This window comes from Pseudomonas algeriensis (assembly GCF_048847255.1).
Taxonomy (GTDB): Bacteria; Pseudomonadota; Gammaproteobacteria; order Pseudomonadales; family Pseudomonadaceae; genus Aquipseudomonas.
The window spans coordinates 100,381-118,832 of the sequence record NZ_JBKKRK010000008.1; the positions used below are offsets into that span (position 1 = coordinate 100,381).

General features: G+C 61.1%; 17 protein-coding genes. 8 read left to right on the forward strand and 9 right to left on the reverse strand.

Features of this window, described 5'->3' with window-relative positions:
- The first annotated feature begins 1 nt into the window (after position 1).
- Positions 2 to 1,792 (forward strand): ATP-binding protein, encoded by a 1,791-nt coding sequence (locus tag ACLK1G_RS14305; RefSeq protein WP_420766016.1) that lies wholly within the window; start codon positions 2 to 4, stop codon positions 1,790 to 1,792.
- A gap of 7 nt (positions 1,793 to 1,799) precedes the next feature.
- On the opposite strand, the gene ACLK1G_RS14310 is transcribed toward ACLK1G_RS14305, so the two are convergent.
- The 7 genes from ACLK1G_RS14310 to ACLK1G_RS14340 form a co-directional block, all read right to left on the reverse strand.
- Positions 1,800 to 3,413: an EAL domain-containing protein gene (locus tag ACLK1G_RS14310; RefSeq protein WP_420766122.1), complete on the reverse strand. Its 1,614-nt coding sequence runs from the start codon at positions 3,411 to 3,413 to the stop codon at positions 1,800 to 1,802.
- Between the two features lie 75 nt (positions 3,414 to 3,488).
- Positions 3,489 to 4,268: an N-acetylmuramoyl-L-alanine amidase gene (locus ACLK1G_RS14315; RefSeq protein ID WP_420766017.1), complete on the reverse strand. Its 780-nt coding sequence runs from the start codon at positions 4,266 to 4,268 to the stop codon at positions 3,489 to 3,491.
- Between the two features lie 92 nt (positions 4,269 to 4,360).
- Complete coding sequence (locus ACLK1G_RS14320; protein ID WP_420766018.1) at positions 4,361 to 6,394, reverse strand: diguanylate cyclase; 2,034 nt, start codon at positions 6,392 to 6,394, stop codon at positions 4,361 to 4,363.
- A complete protein-coding gene (locus tag ACLK1G_RS14325) occupies positions 6,391 to 7,269 on the reverse strand; it encodes an endonuclease/exonuclease/phosphatase family protein (RefSeq protein ID WP_420766019.1) in 879 nt (292 codons plus the stop codon). The genes ACLK1G_RS14320 and ACLK1G_RS14325 overlap by 4 nt, the downstream gene beginning before the upstream one ends.
- 15 nt (positions 7,270 to 7,284) lie before the next feature.
- A complete protein-coding gene (locus ACLK1G_RS14330; RefSeq protein ID WP_420766020.1) occupies positions 7,285 to 7,926 on the reverse strand; it encodes a thiol:disulfide interchange protein DsbA/DsbL in 642 nt (213 codons plus the stop codon).
- A 187-nt stretch (positions 7,927 to 8,113) separates the two neighbouring features.
- Entirely contained in the window at positions 8,114 to 8,725 is a 612-nt protein-coding gene (locus ACLK1G_RS14335) for a c-type cytochrome (protein WP_420766021.1), read from the reverse strand.
- Positions 8,726 to 8,770: 45 nt separating this feature from the next.
- Entirely contained in the window at positions 8,771 to 9,061 is a 291-nt protein-coding gene (locus ACLK1G_RS14340; RefSeq protein ID WP_420766022.1) for a c-type cytochrome, read from the reverse strand.
- Between the two features lie 191 nt (positions 9,062 to 9,252).
- Between ACLK1G_RS14340 and yihA the strand changes: the two genes are divergently transcribed.
- Complete coding sequence (gene yihA / locus ACLK1G_RS14345; protein WP_420766023.1) at positions 9,253 to 9,894, forward strand: ribosome biogenesis GTP-binding protein YihA/YsxC; 642 nt, start codon at positions 9,253 to 9,255, stop codon at positions 9,892 to 9,894.
- A gap of 474 nt (positions 9,895 to 10,368) precedes the next feature.
- Here yihA and polA read toward each other — a convergent pair whose 3' ends face one another.
- Positions 10,369 to 13,137 (reverse strand): DNA polymerase I, encoded by a 2,769-nt coding sequence (polA, locus tag ACLK1G_RS14350; RefSeq protein ID WP_420766024.1) that lies wholly within the window; start codon positions 13,135 to 13,137, stop codon positions 10,369 to 10,371.
- A 74-nt stretch (positions 13,138 to 13,211) separates the two neighbouring features.
- On the opposite strand from polA, the gene ACLK1G_RS14355 reads away from it, so the two are divergent.
- On the forward strand, positions 13,212 to 13,499 hold the full coding sequence (locus tag ACLK1G_RS14355; RefSeq protein ID WP_030138994.1) for a DUF2782 domain-containing protein: 288 nt from the start codon (positions 13,212 to 13,214) through the stop codon (positions 13,497 to 13,499).
- A gap of 59 nt (positions 13,500 to 13,558) precedes the next feature.
- Entirely contained in the window at positions 13,559 to 14,509 is a 951-nt protein-coding gene (locus ACLK1G_RS14360; RefSeq protein ID WP_420766025.1) for a homoserine kinase, read from the forward strand.
- Positions 14,510 to 14,640: 131 nt separating this feature from the next.
- Here the strand turns inward: ACLK1G_RS14360 and znuA are convergent, their stop codons facing one another.
- On the reverse strand, positions 14,641 to 15,573 hold the full coding sequence (znuA, locus tag ACLK1G_RS14365; RefSeq protein WP_420766026.1) for a zinc ABC transporter substrate-binding protein ZnuA: 933 nt from the start codon (positions 15,571 to 15,573) through the stop codon (positions 14,641 to 14,643).
- Between the two features lie 66 nt (positions 15,574 to 15,639).
- Here znuA and zur point away from each other — a divergent pair, with 66 nt between their 5' ends.
- Genes zur through ACLK1G_RS14385 form a run of 4 tightly spaced genes read left to right on the forward strand, consistent with a single transcriptional unit; the run spans position 15,640 to position 18,433 of the window.
- Entirely contained in the window at positions 15,640 to 16,122 is a 483-nt protein-coding gene (zur, locus tag ACLK1G_RS14370) for a zinc uptake transcriptional repressor Zur (RefSeq protein ID WP_420766027.1), read from the forward strand.
- Positions 16,122 to 16,904 (forward strand): zinc ABC transporter ATP-binding protein ZnuC, encoded by a 783-nt coding sequence (gene znuC, locus ACLK1G_RS14375; protein WP_420766028.1) that lies wholly within the window; start codon positions 16,122 to 16,124, stop codon positions 16,902 to 16,904. Before zur ends, znuC begins: the two co-directional genes overlap by 1 nt.
- A complete protein-coding gene (znuB, locus tag ACLK1G_RS14380; protein WP_420766029.1) occupies positions 16,897 to 17,685 on the forward strand; it encodes a zinc ABC transporter permease subunit ZnuB in 789 nt (262 codons plus the stop codon). The genes znuC and znuB overlap by 8 nt, the downstream gene beginning before the upstream one ends.
- Positions 17,686 to 17,722: 37 nt before the next feature.
- Complete coding sequence (locus ACLK1G_RS14385; protein ID WP_420766030.1) at positions 17,723 to 18,433, forward strand: PA5502 family lipoprotein; 711 nt, start codon at positions 17,723 to 17,725, stop codon at positions 18,431 to 18,433.
- Positions 18,434 to 18,452 lie beyond the last annotated feature (19 nt).

Here is an 18,452-nt window from a genome sequence, read left to right on the forward strand (position 1 = left end):
TATGAAACTGGCGATGAAGCTGCGCACACGGTTGTTCCTCAGCATTTCGGCGCTGATCACAGTGGCGCTGCTAGGGCTGTTGCTGGGACTGGTCAGCGTAATGCAGATGGCCAACACCCAAGAACAATCCGTTCGCGACAACTTCGTGCTGCTGGACCTGGGCCTCAAGCTCCGTCAGACACTGGGCGACCAGTTGATGATCATGCTCGACGAAACCCCCAACCTGGCGGCGCTGGAAGCGTCCAAGCGCCAGTATTTCGAGTTGCTTGACGAAGGCATCGCTCAGGAACAGCGATCGGACGAACCCGCCACCAGCTTCAGCCGCGCCAGAGCCGACTACATCAGCTTTCTCGCGGCTTTCGATGCTTCTCTGCAGCAACCCAAACATCTTGCCAACATTCAGGCGCTCACCGATAAGTTCAACGTATTACGTGGAGGCTTGATCGAGGGCTATCGCCATGCCCTGAACAAAATCAGCGAAACCCAGGACCGCGCCCGCGAACGTGCCCTATTGATTTCAGGCCTGCTGGGGCTGGTGGGGCTGGCGGTGCTGATCATCGGCTTCGTGACGGCCCATGGCATCGCCCGGCGCTTTGGCGCGCCGATCGAGGCGTTGGTCGCGGCGGCTGACGATATAGGTCAAGGCAATTTCGAAGTGACGCTGCCAATCTCCTCGGCGGCGGAGCTGAACTTGCTGAGCCGGCGCTTCGGCATCATGGCCCAGGCGCTGCGCGAACATCAGGCGACCAATGTGGAGGAGCTACTCGCCGGCCAGCAACGCCTGCAAGCGGTACTCGACAGCATTGACGATGGCTTGTTGATGATTGACCGCCAAGGTCGGCTCGAGCATCTCAACCCCGTGGCGCAACGCCAATTGGGCTGGGACCAGGAGCGACTGGGACAAGGGCTCGGGGAAGCGCTTGGACGGGTCGAGCTGGACGACGAGTTGCAGCTGGTCCTGCGCGGCGGCACACAAGAACGGGCGCCGGACGACCTGAGCATCGAAGTCGATGGCGAGTCGCGTGTGCTGACCTACAGCCTCACGCCGGTCATCCATACCCAAGGGCAGATTCTAGGCGCGGTGATGGTGCTGCATGACGTCACCGAGCAACGCGCCTTCGAACGGGTGCGCAGTGAATTCGTCCTGCGGGCCTCCCACGAATTGCGCACCCCCGTGACGGGCATGCACATGGCCTTCGGGCTGCTGCAGGAGCGCGTGCATTTTCCTCGAGAGTCCCGTGAAGCGGATCTACTCAATACCGTCAACGAAGAAATGCAGCGGTTGATGCAGCTCATCAATGACTTGCTCAACTTCTCTCGCTACCAGAACGGCTTGCAGAAACTCACCCTGGCGCCATGCTCCATCGAAGAACTGTTGGAAGCCGCCAGGATGCGCTTTGCCGCACAAGCGCAAGCGAAAGGTATCGAATTACTCGTCGAGATCCAGGGTCCGCTGCCGCGCCTGCATGCCGATGCGGCGCAACTGGACCGAGTGCTGGACAACCTCATCGATAACGCGATGCGCCACACCAACGATGACGGCCAGATCCGATTGCAAGCCCGACGCCATGGCGAACGGGTAATCATCAGCGTCGAAGATAACGGCGAGGGGATTGCTTATGGCCAGCAAGGACGGATCTTCGAACCCTTCGTCCAGGTTGGGCGCAAAAAGGGCGGCGCCGGCCTCGGCCTGGCCCTGTGCAAGGAGATCGTCCAGCTTCACGGAGGACGTATGGGCGTGTACTCAAGGCCAGGGCAGGGCACCCAGTTCTACATGGCCCTGACGGTCTGAGGGCGCTTCACGCCTCGTCATCCATGCGTCGCCCGACCAGACGGCGACCGCGAGTGATCAATTCGATGAGCTGCACCGCGCTGAGCGCGTGGGCGAACAACCAACCCTGACCGAACTTCACGCCCTCGCTGCTCAAATAAGACGCCTGTGCCTCGTGCTCGATGCCTTCGGCGATAACCTTGAGCTCCAGCGCGTGGGCCATGCGGATGATGTGCGGGGCCACGCCACTGCTGGCGGCGTCGTGCCCCAGCGCGTCGATGAACGCCTTGTCGATCTTCAGGCAGTCCACCGGCAGTGTCTGCAAGTAAGCCAGGCTGCAATAGCCGGTGCCGAAGTCATCGATCAATACCTGATGCCCTACGTCGCGCAACGATTGCAGGTTATCGCGAGCGACGAGCACGTCGACCAGGCCACGCTCGGTGACTTCGAAGGCAATCTGGTGCGCCGACACACGATGCATCGCCAGTAGCCGGGCGATCACATCGCCGATGCGCGGCACCATCACGTCGCAGGCCGCCAGGTTCACGGAAATGTAGAGGTGCGGATTGGCCCGCAACAGCTGGCCCAACTGGTCGAACAACCGCTGGAGGACAAAATCGGTGATCTGGCGAATCTGCCCGGTGTCCTCCGCCATCGGAATAAACAGATCCGGGCTGGTCAGGGTGCCGTCCGGCCGGCGCCAGCGCAGCAAGGCCTCGGCGCCTACGCAGTTGCGGCTGTGCAGATCGAAGATCGGTTGATAGAGCACCTGCAACTCGCCGCGTCGGATAGCACCGTGCAACTCGGCATCCATGGACTGACGCTGGCGCGCGAGTAAAAAGACTTGGAAACCAATGCCCAGCCCCAGCACCAGGCTGATAGGCAGCATCCACCAGGCGTTGGCCGGAATGCGTACGCCGTTACGGGGCGCAATCAGCACCAATTGGTATTCCGGGTTATCGGTCGGCATTCGGTAGATCAACCGATGCTTGGTGACTTGCAAAGCATTTTTGCTTTTCGGTGGCCACGGCTCCGTCGGTGGCCAGCGCTGTTCGGTGCCTAGGACTGGAATGGCCCGCTCGCCAGCATCCAGGACGACGAGCAGGCTGCTGCCTGGCGGCAGGTCGACCACATCGGTCAGGTGGCCGCGAGACGTTGCCACTCGGAAATTTCCGCGCCCCAACATCAACGCAGCACGGTTCTCGTCGGGCTCCGTGGTGGTATTGAGCCAATAGCTGTAGGCGGGCCCCCGCAAGTCAGGCGCTCGTGCCAGCGACAAAGCGCTCTGGCGCGGACGACTGGAGCACATGCCGGAGCTGTCGATATAAGCCGCCTCGTAGACGAAGCGATAATTGAAACTCACCTGCTGCAAGGTGGCGATCATGTCGTCGTTACAGCCACGCAGCGGTTGTGCCTGCAGGTCATCGAGGCTTTCGCGCAGTTGGCCGAAAAGTTGTTCCAGGCGCTGCAGGAAACGCTCGCCTTGGGCATTCATCTGATCGCTTTCACGCTGTTGAATCTGTTGCATGACGACAAACAGGCTGCCCGCCAGCAACAACACGGTACTTAGGGCAGCCGCCGTCATCGCCAGGAAAATAGGGCGATGGAGCCAGCTCTGCAGGGTTTCGCGCGCAGCCGTCATCATCAGTAATCCGAAAGTTACCAATGAGTTATAGCTTCTGTTTTGGATTTGGTTCGATTAGTCAGACGAGCGTCATTATTTTGTCTGATTGAGCACCTGCAAAATCGCCGCGCTTTGCGCGTCTGGCGAGCCATCGAACCGGGCCGGCCGGTAGCGCATCTGGAAGGCGGCCAGTACCTCGTGGGTGGCGACATCCCATTCGCCGGTGCGAGGTGTCGGGTAGCCAAGGCGGGCCAGCTCGGCCTGGAACCAACTGGCGGCCGGCAACTGATCGCCATAGGCAGCCTGCTGGCGCGCGACCGCTCCCTCGTCCGGCCAGACGCCCAGGCCTGCCTGCGCGAGTCGCTTCCAGGGAAACAACGGACCGGGATCCAGCTTGCGGTTGGGGGCAATGTCGCTATGGCCAATGATATTGACCGGGTTGATCGCGTTACGCCGGGTGATGTCCTTGAGCAAGGCGATCAACGATTGCACCTGAGCTTCGCTGTAGGGGTACCAGAGGCGGCCGGTGGCCGTGTCGATATAGCCCGGATTGACGATCTCGATCCCAATGGAGCTGGAGTTGAGCCAGGTCCGGCCTTGCCACTCGCTTTCCCCGGCGTGCCAGGCGCGCCGGTTTTCGTCCACCAGCTTGTAGATGGTCGCGTCCTTATCGTCCCCTATCAGGTAGTGAGCGCTGACTTCGCCGTGGGTCAGCAGGGACAACGAACGTTCAAGCGAAGCCGAGGTGTAGTGCACCACGATGTATTGGGCACGGCTGTCGTGGTTGACCGATGGATGGCTGGTATCGAGCCGGGGGCCGCTCGCACAACCGGCCAGTAGGAGCAGCGAAGCAAGAAGCGGGATAAGTTTCATGGCAAAGAACATGCACGCAGGAAGAGATAATGCAACAGTGTAACGTATCACCTAGGGATGATCCGATGCCCTTAATAAAATGGAACAATTGCTCAGCCTAGCTCCACTCGGTTACGCCCGGCATTTTTTGCCCGATACAACGCCTCATCGGCTCGTTTGAGCACCAGCTCGCTGCGTTCCCCCGGCTTGAAGGCCGTCATGCCCATCGACACCGTGATTGTCACTGGCTCGCCCTTGAAATGAAACGGACAGGCCTCGATGGCCGCGCGCAATACCTCGGCCAGTTTTGCGCCGGCCGCGAGAGGCGTGTCTGGCACCAGCAGGACGAACTCCTCGCCGCCAAAGCGGGCGATGAAGTCACTACCGCGGATACGCTTGCGCAGGACCGAGGCAATGAGCTTGAGTACCCGGTCGCCGGCCAAGTGACCGTAGTTGTCATTGATCCGCTTGAAGTGATCGAGGTCGAGCATGGCGATCAACAGGCTATTGCCGTGCCGCTGCCACTGGTCGACTTCCCGTTCGAGACGCTCGCTCCAGGCTGCGCGGTTGGGCAGGCCGGTCAGCGGATCGATCAAGGCCTTTTGCCGCTGCTCCTCCAGGTTCTCGCGCACGATCAGAGCGTCCTGCTCCATCAACGCAACGCGCTCGGCCAGGCTTTTCAGGCGAATCGAAACGTCCTTCTCACGCTGGTCACGCTGCTTGCGATGTTCATCCATCGTACCCAGCAGCCCTTCCAAATGGTTTTCCAGCACTTGCTTGAGGCCTTCCAGGTCATCGGCTTGCTGCATGCTGCTCTGCAGGCCATCCACTTGCTCGCGGATCTGGTAGTCCATTTCCCTGGAGGCCGAAAGATTGTCGGCATGGTCATCGCTGGCGGCTTGCAGCGTGCTTTGGAATGACTCCAGACGATCGTTGAGTCGTTGCAGATAAGCTTCAAACTCGTGCTGGCCGCTGTCAGTGATCGCCAACATAAGCACCGCCAGATCGTCGAGGATCGGCAACAACTCATACCAGTTCAAACCGTTGCGCAAACGCTCTCGCATGGCTTGCGCCTGGGGCCGATGACGCTCGGGCAACGTCAGATCGCCAAGCAAGCCCAGCAGGGTGTCTTCGATATGCCTGGCGACCGAGCTGTAGGAGGGTTCCGGCGAGTCTGGCAGGGCGTAATGAGCCTCATCGGGATCGACCGATGCGGGGAGCTCGACGGGCTCTTCGACAGCAAGGGGTATTTCCTCAAGCGGCTGCGTTGACGCCTCTGGCACCAGCTCGTCCGGGTTTTCCAGCACGGTTCCGGGTTCGGCGTGCTCGGCGAGGACCGGGGATGGTTCGACGGCGGCCTGGGCTACCTGGGTGCTGGCTTCCGGCTCGGGCTGCGGTGCAGGCTCGTCTTGCGGTTCATCTGCCGGCTCCGTTACCGCGACCGGCCCCGTTTCTGGCACGGTGGCTGCGTGGTCTTGCTCCGCTAATGGGGTGGGGGCAGGTGCGATGGATACCGTCTCGACTGCCGGTTGCGCAGGCGCCAGCGCCTCGGCATCCGTCTCAGGCGTCGGGCTGGACCGGGCCGGCTCGGACGGCTGGGGCTGGACGGGCACCTCATCGTGACCGTGCCCACCGAACAGCCGTTGCAGCAGACCGGGCCGGCTCGGCTGATCCGGCGTTTCCAGCGCGCTCAGCGCCTTGCCCTGCAAGCCGCTCAATTCGCTGAGCAATAATGGGATTTCCCGCGCCTGGCCGACCCGGGCGTCCAATTGCTTGGAGAACTTCTTCAATGGCCGGCTGACTTCCTTAGGCAGCGGCAAGGATTGCAACTGGGCGACCAACGCGGTCAACGCGGCGCTCATTTGGTCCACACGCGTCTCGCGACGCTGTTCGGAATCGAGTACGGCTTTCTCCAGGCGCGGCAGCAAGGCGGCGAGGGCGGCGTCCATGTCGTCGGTGCGCACCACCTCGCGCATCTCTTTCATGCACTGGTCTACGGCCCGGTCGGTACCCTCGGCGGCCAAGGTGCTGCGCACCAGGCCTCGACGCAGCAAGTCGAGCCGAGCGTCCCAGCGGCGCTCAAGCTTTTCCTGTTGTTCGATGCTCTTGAGGTACTTCTCTCTCCAGCGTTCGGCGTCGTCGCTCATTCATCGGGTCCGCAAGGGGAAGGACTCAGCGCAGGGAATGCGTCGGCCGTGAGCGAACCCGGCAGACGTATCTCGACCGCGACCGGCAGGTGATCGGAAATGGGCTGGGCCAATACTTCGACGCGTTCGAGGGTCAAGGTCGGGCTCAGCAGGATATGGTCCAGGCAGCGCTGGGGGCGCCAGCTGGGAAACGTGGCTTCGAGCTGCGGGGCGAGCAGGCCAAGGTCGCGCAGAGGCGACGTCTGGAGCAAGTCATTGGCGTGGGTGTTCATGTCGCCCATCAGCACCTGGTGCTTGTAGCCGCCGATCAGTTCGCGAATGTAGGCCAACTGCATCGTTCGGGTGCGAGCCCCGAGAGCCAAGTGCATCATCACCACAATCAGCGCCTCCGGACCTTCGCCGAAGCGCGCCAGGATCGCTCCACGCCCCTTGGGGCCTGGTAGCGGATGGTCTTCGATCGCCCACGGTCGCAGGCGACTCAGCACGCCGTTGCTGTGCTGGCCGAGCCGGCCGAGGTTGCGATTGAGTTGTTGGTACCAGTAGGGGAACGCACCAAGATGGGCAAGGTGTTCGACTTGATTGATGTAGCCGGAGCGCAGGCTTCCGCCATCGGCTTCCTGCAAGGCAACCAGATCGAAGTCTTTCAGCAGGTCGCCTATCTTTTGCAGGTTACCGGCGCGTCCCGTATGGGGTAGCAGATGTTGCCAGCCCCGGGTCAGGTAGTGCCGGTAGCGCTCGGTGCTGATGCCGACCTGGATATTAAAACTGAGCAACCGCAGGCGGCTGTCCGCCGGCAGGCCCGTGGAGGCGACATGGTGCTCGTTGACCCGCGGTTCGTGCAGGCCAACGATGCGCTCGGTACTCCAGCGGGCCATGGCCGTGGGCCGGGCTTAGTTGGCAGCAGCCTTGGTGGCCGCTCGCTCTTTGGCGATCAGCGTGTCCGCCAGTTGCAGCGCTTCGTTCGCGCCGCCAGCGGAGCCGATGTCAAAGCGGTATTTGCCATTGACGACCATGGTCGGTACGCCGGTGATTTCGTATTTCTTCGCCAGCTCACGGGCCTTCTTGATCTGTCCCTGAATAGCAAAGGAATCAAACGTGGCCAGGAACTTATCCTTGTCGACGCCCTGGGTTGCGAGGAACTCAGCCATGTCTTCTTTCTTGGTGAGCTTCTTGCCTTCTTTCTGGATCGCGTTGAACACCGCAGCGTGAACCTGATGCTCGACGCCCATGGCCTCGAGGGTCAGGAACATCTGGCCGTGAGCGTCCCATGGGCCGCCGAACATGGCGGGAATGCGCACGAAATTCACGTCCGAAGGCAGCTTTTCAGCCCATGGATTGATCACAGGCTCGAATGCGTAGCAATGCGGGCAGCCGTACCAGAACAGCTCCACGACCTCGACCTTGCCAGGCACTGCTACCGGCACGGGGTTGGCCAATTCGACATAAGGCGCGGCGGGTGCTTCAGCTGCTTGGGCAGTCACGCCGAACAGGCTGGCGGCGACGAGCGCGGCGCTGATGATCAGATTACGCATGCTTTACTCCTGGACAAATGAGGTGGCCTCGCGAGGCGTGTTTTTCAGACAGGGCCCGGCGGGTTCAGTTTCGCTAGTGTAACGGCAGCGGCCACAAAAAAGGGCGGCCAAAGCCACCCTTTTGATGTTTGCATCGATAGATTAATCGGGCGTTAACGTTGCAAGAGATGTCCCCCTTGCAACGGCCTCAGTGCAGGCCCTGGATGTAGCTGGAAACGGCCGCGATGTCTTCGTCGCTCAGCTTGCGAGCAATCGTACGCATGGTCATCGCGTCGCCATCGTTGGCGCGACCACCTTCTTCCTTGCGGAAATCGGTGAGTTGCTTGGTGATGTACTGGGCATGCTGGCCGCCCAGGTGTGGGAAACCGGCAGCGGCATTGCCCTTGCCGTCAGGGGAGTGGCACCCGGTGCAGGCTGGGAGGCCTTTTTCCAGGTTGCCACCGCGGAACAGCGCTTCGCCGCGAGCCACTAGTTTTGGATCGGCGGCGCCGACGCTGCCCTTCTGGCTGGCGAAATACGCCGCGAGGTCCGCCAGATCCTGATCGTTCAGGTTGTTCAGCAGGCCGGTCATTTCCAGGACGACACGCTTGCCATCCCTGATTTCCTTCAGCTGCTTGGTCAGGTAGCGCTCACCCTGGCCCGCCAGTTTTGGAAAGTTGGGCGCCATGCTATTGCCATCCGGACCGTGGCAGGCCCCGCATACGGCCGCTTTCGCCTGACCGGCGGCGGCATCGCCAGCGGCGTGGGCTACGCCGGTTATCCCCAAGGTCAACAGCAGACTCACGATCAGTTTGTTCATCAGCTAATCCAACTACGGCTAAGGGTTAAGAGTTATGGACCGGGCTTACTCGCTCATCCACTGGATGATGGCTTGGTAATCCTCGGCACTGCAGTCCATGCACAAACCACGCGGCGGCATCGCCTTGAAACCCTGGGTCACGTGTTGCACCAGCGTCCCCATACCTTTCGCCAACCTCGGCGTCCAAGCTTCCTGGTCACCCTTGCGAGGCGCCATGGGTAGTTGGCCGGAATGACAGGCACCACAAACACGGTTGTACACAGCTTCCGGATCCTGTGTAGCCTGAGCGCTGTAAAGCGGCATCAAGACACCGGCAGCTAGCAGCCATTTCGTCATAAAACGACCTTTTCAGGGTTGGGAACGAGCTGCGTTCTGATGCGCAATTCAGGTCTATCGCTCCCGTGAGCTTCATCCTACGCTGGGACAAAGCGCACACAAAATCTGCGGCATTATATACTGGCGTCACTGAAACGGAAACGACACAGCTTGCCGCGTCCATTCCCGACGCCGCCCACATCGGAAATCCCATGCAACTGAAGAACCCCATCCTTGGCCTGTGCCAACAGTCCACCTTCATGCTCAGCGCTGCCAAAGTCGATCAATGCCCTGACGACGAAGGTTTCGAAGTGGCTTTCGCCGGACGTTCCAACGCTGGCAAGTCCAGCGCGCTGAACACCCTGACCCATGCAAGCCTGGCGCGCACCTCGAAAACCCCGGGTCGCACACAGCTCTTGAACTTCTTCAAGCTAGACGATGAACGCCGTTTGGTCGACCTGCCGGGCTACGGTTATGCCAAGGTGCCAATCCCGCTCAAACAGCACTGGCAACGTCACCTGGAAGCTTACCTGGGTAGCCGCGAGAGTTTGAAAGGCCTGATTCTGATGATGGATATCCGCCATCCGATGACCGACTTCGACCTGCTGATGCTCGATTGGGCCGTTGCCAGCGGCATGCCGATGCACATCTTGCTGACCAAGGCCGACAAGCTCACTTACGGCGCGGCAAAGAACACCCTGCTCAAAGTGCAATCGGAGATCCGTAAGGGTTGGGGCGACACGATTACTATCCAGTTGTTCTCTGCCCCCAAGCGCATGGGGCTGGAAGAGGCCTACACGGTATTGGCCGATTGGATGGAGCTGGCGGACAAGGGCGGCGAGGCGGCTGAATAGCCAAATCGCAGGCAAAAAAAACCCCGGACTTCGTATGGGGAGGGGGAAGTTCGGGGTCCAAGTTCCGGACCGCTAGGGCGGGGTCCAGATATCTGCCAACACTTAACACAACATAGGAGCATTGAAGGGCTTCACCAGCCATTCAGAATCTCTGAGTGGTAATTCACAACTTTAGTTCAGATTATTTTGGAAATAACTGTAGGAAATTTCAGAGCTAACGAGGCCACGCCTGGGTTTGCGGTGATTCAATGCGGTATCGATTGCCTGGGCTGACGCTATCGCGAGCTTGCTCGCGATAGCCATATCCCTATCCTGACACCAATCCCCTGTGGCGAGGGAGCTTGCTCCCGCTGGCCTGCGCCGCAGGCCCGTGCATTTTCCAGTAGACCGCATCGCCCGGTTTACGACTGCTGCGCAGCCGAGCGGGAGCAAGCTCCCTCGCCACAAGAGCTCGGAGGTCTCAGCACGAAAGAATCAGTGTGCCTCGTCCCAGTTATTGCCCACGCCCACCTCCACCAGCAGCGGGACGTCCAGCGAGGCCGCGGCGCTCATGTGCTGGCGGATTTCCACACTCACCTGGTCGACCAGGTCTTCACGCACTTCCAGCACCAGTTCGTCGTGGACCTGCAGGATGACTTTCGCATCCAGCCCTGACGCGCTCAGCCAGCCATCCACGGCAACCATGGCTTTCTTGATGATGTCGGCCGCCGTGCCTTGCATCGGCGCGTTGATGGCGGTGCGCTCGGCGCCTTTGCGCAGGGCCGGGTTTTTCGCGTTGATGTCCGGCAGGTACAACCGGCGACCGAAAATGGTTTCGACGAAACCTTGTTCGGCGGCCTGTGCGCGGGTGCGCTCCATGTACTCCAGCACACCGGGATAACGGGTGAAGTAGCGATCGATGTAAGCCTGGGACTGCTTGCGATCGACACCGATCTGCTTGGCCAGGCCGAAGGCGCTCATGCCGTAGATCAAACCGAAATTGATTGCCTTGGCGCTGCGTCGTTGATCATGGGTCACCGCCTCCAGCTCTACGCCGAACACTTCGGCAGCAGTGGCGCGGTGCACGTCCAGGTCGTTGCGAAAGGCATGGAGCAGCCCTTCATCCTTAGCCAGGTGCGCCATGATCCGCAGCTCGATCTGCGAGTAGTCCGCCGCCAACAGCTTGTAGCCTTTGGGCGCGACGAATGCCTGACGAATCCGACGGCCTTCCGCGGTACGGATAGGAATGTTCTGCAGGTTCGGGTCTATGGATGACAAGCGCCCGGTCGCGGCGACGGCCTGCTGGTAGTTGGTATGGACGCGTCCGGTGCGGCTGTTGATCTGCTCCGGCAGGCGATCGGTGTAGGTGCTCTTGAGCTTGCTCAACGAGCGATACTGCATCAGCACCTTTGGCAGCGGGTAATCCTGCTCCGCCAGCTCGGCAAGCACTGCTTCGGCGGTCGATGCCTGGCCCTTGGCGGTTTTGCTGAGCACCGGCAAGCCGAGCTTTTCGTACAGGATCACGCCCAATTGCTTGGGCGAGCCCAGGTTGAATTCCTCACCGGCAATGGCAAACGCCTCACGCTCCAGCGCCACCAATTTGTCACCCAGCTCGACACTCTGTACACCGAGCAGGTTGGCATCCACCAGCGCCCCTTGGCGCTCGATGCGCGCCAGGACCGGCATCAACGGCATTTCGATCTCGTTGAGCACCTTGCCCAGGCTTGGCGTGACGGCCAGTTTTTCTTGCAAGGCCTGGTGCAGGCGGAAGGTCACGTCGGCGTCTTCGGCCGCGTACGGGCCCGCCAGCTCAAGTGAAATCTGGTCGAAGCTCAGCTGTTTGACGCCTTTGCCGGCGATGTCCTGGATATCGGTCTTGCTTTGCCCCAGATATTTCAGCGCCAGGCTGTCCATATCGTGACGGGTCGCCGTGGAATCCAGTACGTAGGACTCCAGCATGGTGTCGAAGACGATGCCCTGCACCAGGATGCCGTTGTTTTGGTCGCCATCGATGGCGCAATTAGCCAGGATGTTGGTTTCGAACTTGGCATGCTGACCGACTTTGAGCTTGTGCGGATTTTCCAGCAAAGGCTTGAGCGCCTTGAGCACTGTGTCGCGATCCAATTGCTCCGGCACGCCCATGTAGGAATGGGTCAGCGGGATGTAGGCCGCCTCGAAAGGGGCCACGGAGAACGACAACCCCACCAGTTGAGAATGCTGCGCATCCCCACCATTGGTTTGTGTCACCAGGGAAAACAGCGGCGCCTGCTCCAGCTTCGCCAGCCACGCATCGAAGCTGGCCTGATCAAGGATGACCTCGTACTTCTTCTCGATACCCGCCGCCGGCTCTTCGGTGACTTCCACGATATCCTGGCCGGCACGCTTGGCGTCGCGCTGGTTCTCTTCGAACCAGCTCTTGAATTCCAGCAGCGTATACAACTCGGCGAGCTTTTCGTGATCCGGCGAGCCCATCTGCAGGTCGTCAAGGCCGATATCCAGGGGCACGTCTGTCTTGATGGTCGCCAGTTCGTAGGAAAGAAACGCCATTTCCTTGTGTTCTTCCAACTTGGCAGCCAACGTCTTGGCGCCGCGAATCGGCAGCGTGGCAACGATGTCCAGTTGCGCATACAGCTCGGTCAGGCCGCCGTTGACGCCTACCAACAGGCCGGACGCGGTCTTCGGTCCGATACCCGGAACGCCCGGGATGTTGTCGGAAGAATCGCCCATCAACGCCAGGTAATCGATGATCTGCTCTGGAGCGACGCCAAACTTCTCCTTCACGCCAGCCACGTCCAGCGCACTACCGGTCATCGTATTGACCAAGGTAATGTGCCCATCGACCAGTTGCGCCATGTCCTTGTCGCCAGTGGAGATCACCACGGGCCGGTCGGCGGCGGCACTGCTACGGGCCAGGGTGCCGATCACGTCGTCGGCTTCGACGTTGTCCACGCATAGCAGTGGGAAACCCAGGGCCTTGACGCTGGCGTGCAGCGGTTCGATCTGCACGCGCATGTCGTCGGGCATGCTTGGGCGGTTGGCTTTATATTCAGCGTACAGCGCATCGCGAAATGTCCCACCCTTTGCGTCGAATACCACCGCGAATGGGCTGTCCGGATACTGCTTGCGCAGGCTCTTGAGCATGTTCAGCACGCCCTTGACCGCACCGGTCGGCAGGCCTTTGGAGGTGGTCAGCGGTGGCAGCGCGTGAAAGGCGCGGTACAGATAAGAAGAACCGTCCACCAGGACGAGGGGGGCTTGGCTCATGAGCAGGATCAACCTTTTCGGCGGGTCCGGGGCTAGAATAGCGGGACCGTTGACGACAAAGGGACAAGGTTATCATGCGTACACTAAATCGCCTGTTACTCGCTGGTTTGTTTGCATTCACCCCGATAGCCGTCATGGCGGCGGATGACGCTCCCTCGGCGGACCCGGATGTCACCATCCGCACCGAAGGCGATAAAACCATCCAGGAATATCGGCAAAACGGCTTTTTGTACGCGATCAAGGTCACGCCCAAGAACGGCAAGCCTTATTTCCTGGTACGCGCCGACGGCACCGATGCAAATTTCATCCGCTCGGACCAGCCGGATATGCTGATCCCTTCGTGGAAAATCTTTGAGTGGTAATGCCGCTCTCGACTTCAACCGGCGCTCGCTGAAGAGCGCCCGTACTGGCAGTTTTAACCATGTCTGTGTTCACGCCCCTGGCTCGGCCCGAGCTGGAAACCTTTCTCGCCCCTTACGGGCTCGGCCGCCTGCTTGACTTCCAGGGGATCGCCGCTGGCAGCGAAAACACCAATTTTTTCATCAGCCTTGAGCGGGGCGAATTCGTCCTGACCCTGGTCGAGCGCGGCCCGGTGCAGGAAATGCCGTTCTTCATCGAGCTGCTGGACGTGCTGCACGACGCCAACCTGCCGGTGCCCTACGCACTGCGCACCACCGACGGCATTGCGTTGCGTGAACTGGCCGGCAAACCGGCACTGCTGCAACCGCGCCTGGCCGGCAAGCACATCAAGCAGGCCAATTCGCAGCACTGCGCGCAAGTCGGCGAATTGCTCGCACACCTGCACCTGGCGACACGCGACAAAATGATCAAGCGCAAGACCGATCGCGGCCTCGACTGGATGCAGGAGGAGGGTGCCAAGCTGTTGTCGCGCCTCGATGCCGAAGCCCGTCGGCTGCTGGAAACAGCGCTGGACGAGATCTCGCTGCAAAAGGTCGGCATCCTCGCGCTGCCTCGCGCCAACATCCACGCGGACCTGTTCCGCGACAACGCGATGTTCGAAGGCACGCACCTGACCGGATTGATCGATTTCTACAACGCCTGCTCCGGGCCGATGCTTTATGACGTCGCCATCGCCTTGAATGACTGGTGTTCGGACGATGACGGCGTGCTCGACGGTCCCCGGGCAAGAGCACTGCTGGGGGCCTACGCCGCGCTACGGCCGTTCACCGCCGCCGAGGCGCAGCTGTGGCCGACCATGCTGCGCGTGGCGTGCGTGCGGTTCTGGTTGTCGCGGTTGATCGCCGCCGAATCGTTTGCCGGGCAGGATGTGTTGATTCACGATCCCATGGAGTTCCAGCAGCGCTTGGCGCAGCGGCAGACGGTTCATGCGTTGTTGCCGTTCGCCCTATAACAGCAGGCCGGCGCGAAGGCTTTTGTGGCGAGGGAGCTTGCTCCCGCTCGGTTGCGCAGCGACCGCAAGATTTTTAGGGCCGCTTCGCGCGCCCAGCGGGAGCAAGCTCCCTCGCCACAAGAGCAGTGGGGTTACAACGACTCCAGACACCCCGCCAGATCATTGCCCAACTTTTCCAACAGCTGCTCATATCCTTGCGCCGTCGCCGGGGTGTAGCCGCCCAGTGCGTCCAGCTCCGCCAGTTTCACCGGCAACCCGGCCACCAGGGTTTCGGCCAGGCGCGGGCGCAACGGCGGCTCGCTGAAGACGCAGGTCTTGCCTACCGCTTGCAAGCGCGTGCGCATCGCCGCCACATGCTGGGCTCCGGGCTGCACTTCGGCGGCCACGGCGAACACACCGGCGTGCTTGAGGCCGTAAGTGTCTTCGAAATAATCGAACGCCTCGTGAAAGACAAAATAAGGTTTGCCCGCGACCCCGGCCAGGCGGGCCTTGAGGCGTGTATCCAACGCATCGAGACGCTGGTTGAAGCCCTTGAGATTGCCTTGGTAACGGGCAGCGTTCGCCGGATCCGCAGCGCTCAGGTCAGCCGCCATCCTGGCGGCGATCACCCGCGCATTGTGCGGCGAAAGCCACAGGTGGGCATCCACGGTGCCGGGGCGGTGGTCGTGATCGTGGTCATCGCCCTGATCATGGTCATGATCCTCGTGGGACGCGCTGTCATCGGCGAAATGACGCAACTTGAGCCCCGGCAAGTCCTGGACCGCGATGGAAGGCAAGGTACGACCATTCAGCACACGCGGTAGGAAACCTTCCATGTCTGGGCCGATCCAGTAGAGCAAATCCACCGATTGCACCTTGCGTACATCGGATGGCCGCAACGCATAGTGATGGGGCGAAGCCCCCGGCGGTAGCAATACCTGCGGAACGGCCACGCCGTCCTGCACCGCGGCGGCAATCAATTGCAGCGGCTTGATGCTGGTGAGTACCTTGACGTCCGCCTGGACCGGGCCGATCAGCAGAAAACTTGCGACAAAAGCGACAAAGAGCGAAAAAATTCGGGACACGATGACCACTCGGAGAGACGAGAACGGGTAACATAATAACGTCTCTCACCAAACTCGTCGCTGCCCATGCCTATCACACCCCTTGCCAGTCGTCCCCACGATCACTCCCACTGCGTGCACAGCGCACTGTCCGAGGCCGACGCCATCTGCGCGCGCCAAGGGTTGCGCCTGACCGCCCTGCGTCGGCGCGTACTGGAGTTGGTCTGGCAAAGCCACAAGCCGCTGGGTGCATATGACATCCTCGCGGTGCTCAGCGAGCAGGACGGCCGACGGGCCGCGCCGCCGACCGTCTACCGTGCGTTGGACTTCCTGCTGGAAAACGGCTTGGTGCATCGCATCTCGTCGCTGAATGCCTTCGTCGGCTGCAACCACCCGGAGCACGCCCACCAGGGCCAGTTCCTGATCTGTCGCGAATGTCATGCGGCGATCGAGCTTGAACAAAAGTCCATCAGCGACGCGATCATCGCCAGCGCCAGGGAGGTCGGCTTCGTGGTCGACACCCAGACCGTCGAAGTGGTCGGTCTCTGCTCCGGCTGCCAGGGGGCCTGATGAGCAACGCGTTGATCCGCCTCGACCAGGTGGCCGTGACGTTCGCCGGGCAGAGCGTGCTGGACAACATCCATTTAAGCGTCGAACCGGGGCAGATCGTGACCTTGATCGGCCCCAACGGCGCCGGCAAGACCACCCTGGTGCGCGCCGTGCTGGGTTTGCTCAAGCCAAACAGCGGCAGCGTCTGGCGCAAACCCAAGTTGCGCGTCGGCTACATGCCGCAAAAACTCCACGTCGATCCGACGTTGCCGCTTTCGGTCCTGCGCTTCCTGCGCCTGGTGCCAGGCGTCGATCGCGAGCGAGCCTTGGCGGCGCTGAAGGAAGTCGGCGCCGAGCAAGTGATCGACAGCCCGGTGCAAAGTGTTTCCGGGGGCGAGATGCAGCGTGTATTGCTGGCCCGGGCCCTGCTGCGCGAGCCGGAGTTATTGGTGCTCGACGAGCCCGTGCAAGGCGTCGATGTCGCGGGACAGGCCGAGCTATACAGCTTGATCACCCGCCTGCGCGACCGCCATGGTTGCGGCGTGTTAATGGTCTCCCACGATCTTCATTTGGTCATGAGCACCACCGACCAAGTGGTGTGCCTCAACCGCCACGTCTGCTGCTCCGGCCACCCCGAACAAGTCAGCGGTGATCCAGCATTCGTCGAACTGTTCGGAAAGAACGCACAGAGCCTGGCGATTTATCACCACCACCATGACCATGCCCATGACCTGCACGGTTCGGTGGTCAGCGCCCCTTCTGCTTCCAATCATGTTCATGGAGACGGCTGCAAGCATGGCTGATTTTCTATTGTATGCCCTGCTTGCAGGCTTGGCCCTCGCGCTCGTGGCTGGTCCATTGGGCTCGTTCGTGGTCTGGCGGCGCATGGCATATTTTGGCGACACCTTGTCCCATGCGGCGCTCTTGGGCGTGGCCCTGGGTTTCCTGCTGGACGTCAGTCCCGCAGTGGCCGTTACCGTCGGCTGCCTGTTGCTGGCGGTGGTGCTGGTGACCCTGCAACAGCGCCAGCCGCTGGCGTCCGACACGTTGCTGGGCATCTTGGCCCCCAGCACCCTGTCCTTGGGATTGGTGGTGCTGAGCTTCATGCGTGACGTCCGTATCGACCTGATGGCCTATCTGTTCGGTGACCTGCTGGCGATAAGCCCGGCGGATCTCTCTTGGATCCTCGGCGGCAGCGCGGCGGTATTGGCGTTGCTCGTGGCGCTGTGGCGTCCGCTGCTGGCGGTCACGGTCCATGAGGAGCTGGCGCGGGTCGAAGGTTTGCCCGTGGTGGGCCTGCGTTTGGCGCTGATGCTGTTGATCGCGGTTGTCATTGCGGTGGCGATGAAGATCGTCGGTGTGTTGCTGATTACTTCGTTGCTGATCATTCCGGCGGCTGCGGCACAGCGTCACGCTCGCTCGCCCGAGCAGATGGCCCTGGGCGCGAGCCTGCTGGGCATGCTCGCCGTATGTGGCGGGCTGGCACTTTCATGGTTCAAGGACACCCCGGCCGGCCCGTCCATCGTGGTCAGCGCCGCGGCGTTGTTTCTGCTGAGTTTTGTCCTACCCCGTCGAGGGGTGTAGACTTGCTCGCTTTTTGCGCAAATAGAGAGTCGCAGGAATGAAGCCGTTCGCCTCCCGTTATCTGCTCCTTGTCGCGTTTTCCCTGCTGGGCGCCTGCCAGAGCACGCCGCCGGTCACCCAAGCCCCTGATACGCGGGGTCCGGCCCTCGCGCAGCTGCAACAGAGTCTGGCCGGCAATGAATTGGCCACCGCCGAAGATCAATTGGCAACGTTGCAGGCTCAATCGCCGGAAGACCCATCGTTGGAGCCTTACCAGCGTCAACTGGCCGAGGCGTACTTGCGCCGTAGCCAGATCGATCTGCAGAAAGGCGATGTAAACGCCGCCGCCACGGCCCTTAGCCGAGCTCGCGCCCTGATGCCAAAGGCGCCGGCGCTTACCGGCGAAGTCAACAGCGCGATTGCCGAAGCGCGTAAAGCCGACCTGGAAAAAGCCGAGGCCGATCTCAAGGCCGCCGAAGCCAAGCCGGTCGCCAAAATGATCGATCCGAGCGCACCCAGCACAACAGTCGCGTTGAATCTAGGTGATATTCGGCAAATGCGTCATCAACTGGACGCCATCGCCGCAGATACTGTGAATTTCAAGTGTGATGTCAGCATCCAGGTGCCGCGCACCGATGATTACCCTTGGTTGGCGACATTGCTGAGCAAACGAGTCAAGAAGCTAGATCCTGGGTTCGATCTGAAACTGCGCAAGCAAATTTTGCGCAACGTGCCTGCGCAGTTGGTTCTAACTCCGCGCAAGCCCTGAAAAAGCCTCGTCGGAACGC

What these genes read in the sequence shown, in the direction of transcription:
- ACLK1G_RS14360 (WP_420766025.1), top strand. Translation starts at nt 13,559, where the DNA reads ATGTCTGTGTTCACGCCCCTGGCTCGGCCCGAGCTGGAAACCTTTCTC.
- ACLK1G_RS14330 (WP_420766020.1), bottom strand. Translation starts at nt 7,926, where the DNA reads ATGCGTAATCTGATCATCAGCGCCGCGCTCGTCGCCGCCAGCCTGTTC.
- ACLK1G_RS14305 (WP_420766016.1), top strand. Translation starts at nt 2, where the DNA reads ATGAAACTGGCGATGAAGCTGCGCACACGGTTGTTCCTCAGCATTTCG.
- yihA (WP_420766023.1), top strand. Translation starts at nt 9,253, where the DNA reads ATGCAACTGAAGAACCCCATCCTTGGCCTGTGCCAACAGTCCACCTTC.
- ACLK1G_RS14355 (WP_030138994.1), top strand. Translation starts at nt 13,212, where the DNA reads ATGCGTACACTAAATCGCCTGTTACTCGCTGGTTTGTTTGCATTCACC.
- zur (WP_420766027.1), top strand. Translation starts at nt 15,640, where the DNA reads ATGCCTATCACACCCCTTGCCAGTCGTCCCCACGATCACTCCCACTGC.
- znuC (WP_420766028.1), top strand. Translation starts at nt 16,122, where the DNA reads ATGAGCAACGCGTTGATCCGCCTCGACCAGGTGGCCGTGACGTTCGCC.
- ACLK1G_RS14315 (WP_420766017.1), bottom strand. Translation starts at nt 4,268, where the DNA reads ATGAAACTTATCCCGCTTCTTGCTTCGCTGCTCCTACTGGCCGGTTGT.
- ACLK1G_RS14340 (WP_420766022.1), bottom strand. Translation starts at nt 9,061, where the DNA reads ATGACGAAATGGCTGCTAGCTGCCGGTGTCTTGATGCCGCTTTACAGC.
- ACLK1G_RS14385 (WP_420766030.1), top strand. Translation starts at nt 17,723, where the DNA reads ATGAAGCCGTTCGCCTCCCGTTATCTGCTCCTTGTCGCGTTTTCCCTG.
- znuB (WP_420766029.1), top strand. Translation starts at nt 16,897, where the DNA reads ATGGCTGATTTTCTATTGTATGCCCTGCTTGCAGGCTTGGCCCTCGCG.
- ACLK1G_RS14320 (WP_420766018.1), bottom strand. Translation starts at nt 6,394, where the DNA reads ATGAGCGACGACGCCGAACGCTGGAGAGAGAAGTACCTCAAGAGCATC.
- ACLK1G_RS14310 (WP_420766122.1), bottom strand. Translation starts at nt 3,413, where the DNA reads ATGACGGCTGCGCGCGAAACCCTGCAGAGCTGGCTCCATCGCCCTATT.
- ACLK1G_RS14335 (WP_420766021.1), bottom strand. Translation starts at nt 8,725, where the DNA reads ATGAACAAACTGATCGTGAGTCTGCTGTTGACCTTGGGGATAACCGGC.
- polA (WP_420766024.1), bottom strand. Translation starts at nt 13,137, where the DNA reads ATGAGCCAAGCCCCCCTCGTCCTGGTGGACGGTTCTTCTTATCTGTAC.
- ACLK1G_RS14325 (WP_420766019.1), bottom strand. Translation starts at nt 7,269, where the DNA reads ATGGCCCGCTGGAGTACCGAGCGCATCGTTGGCCTGCACGAACCGCGG.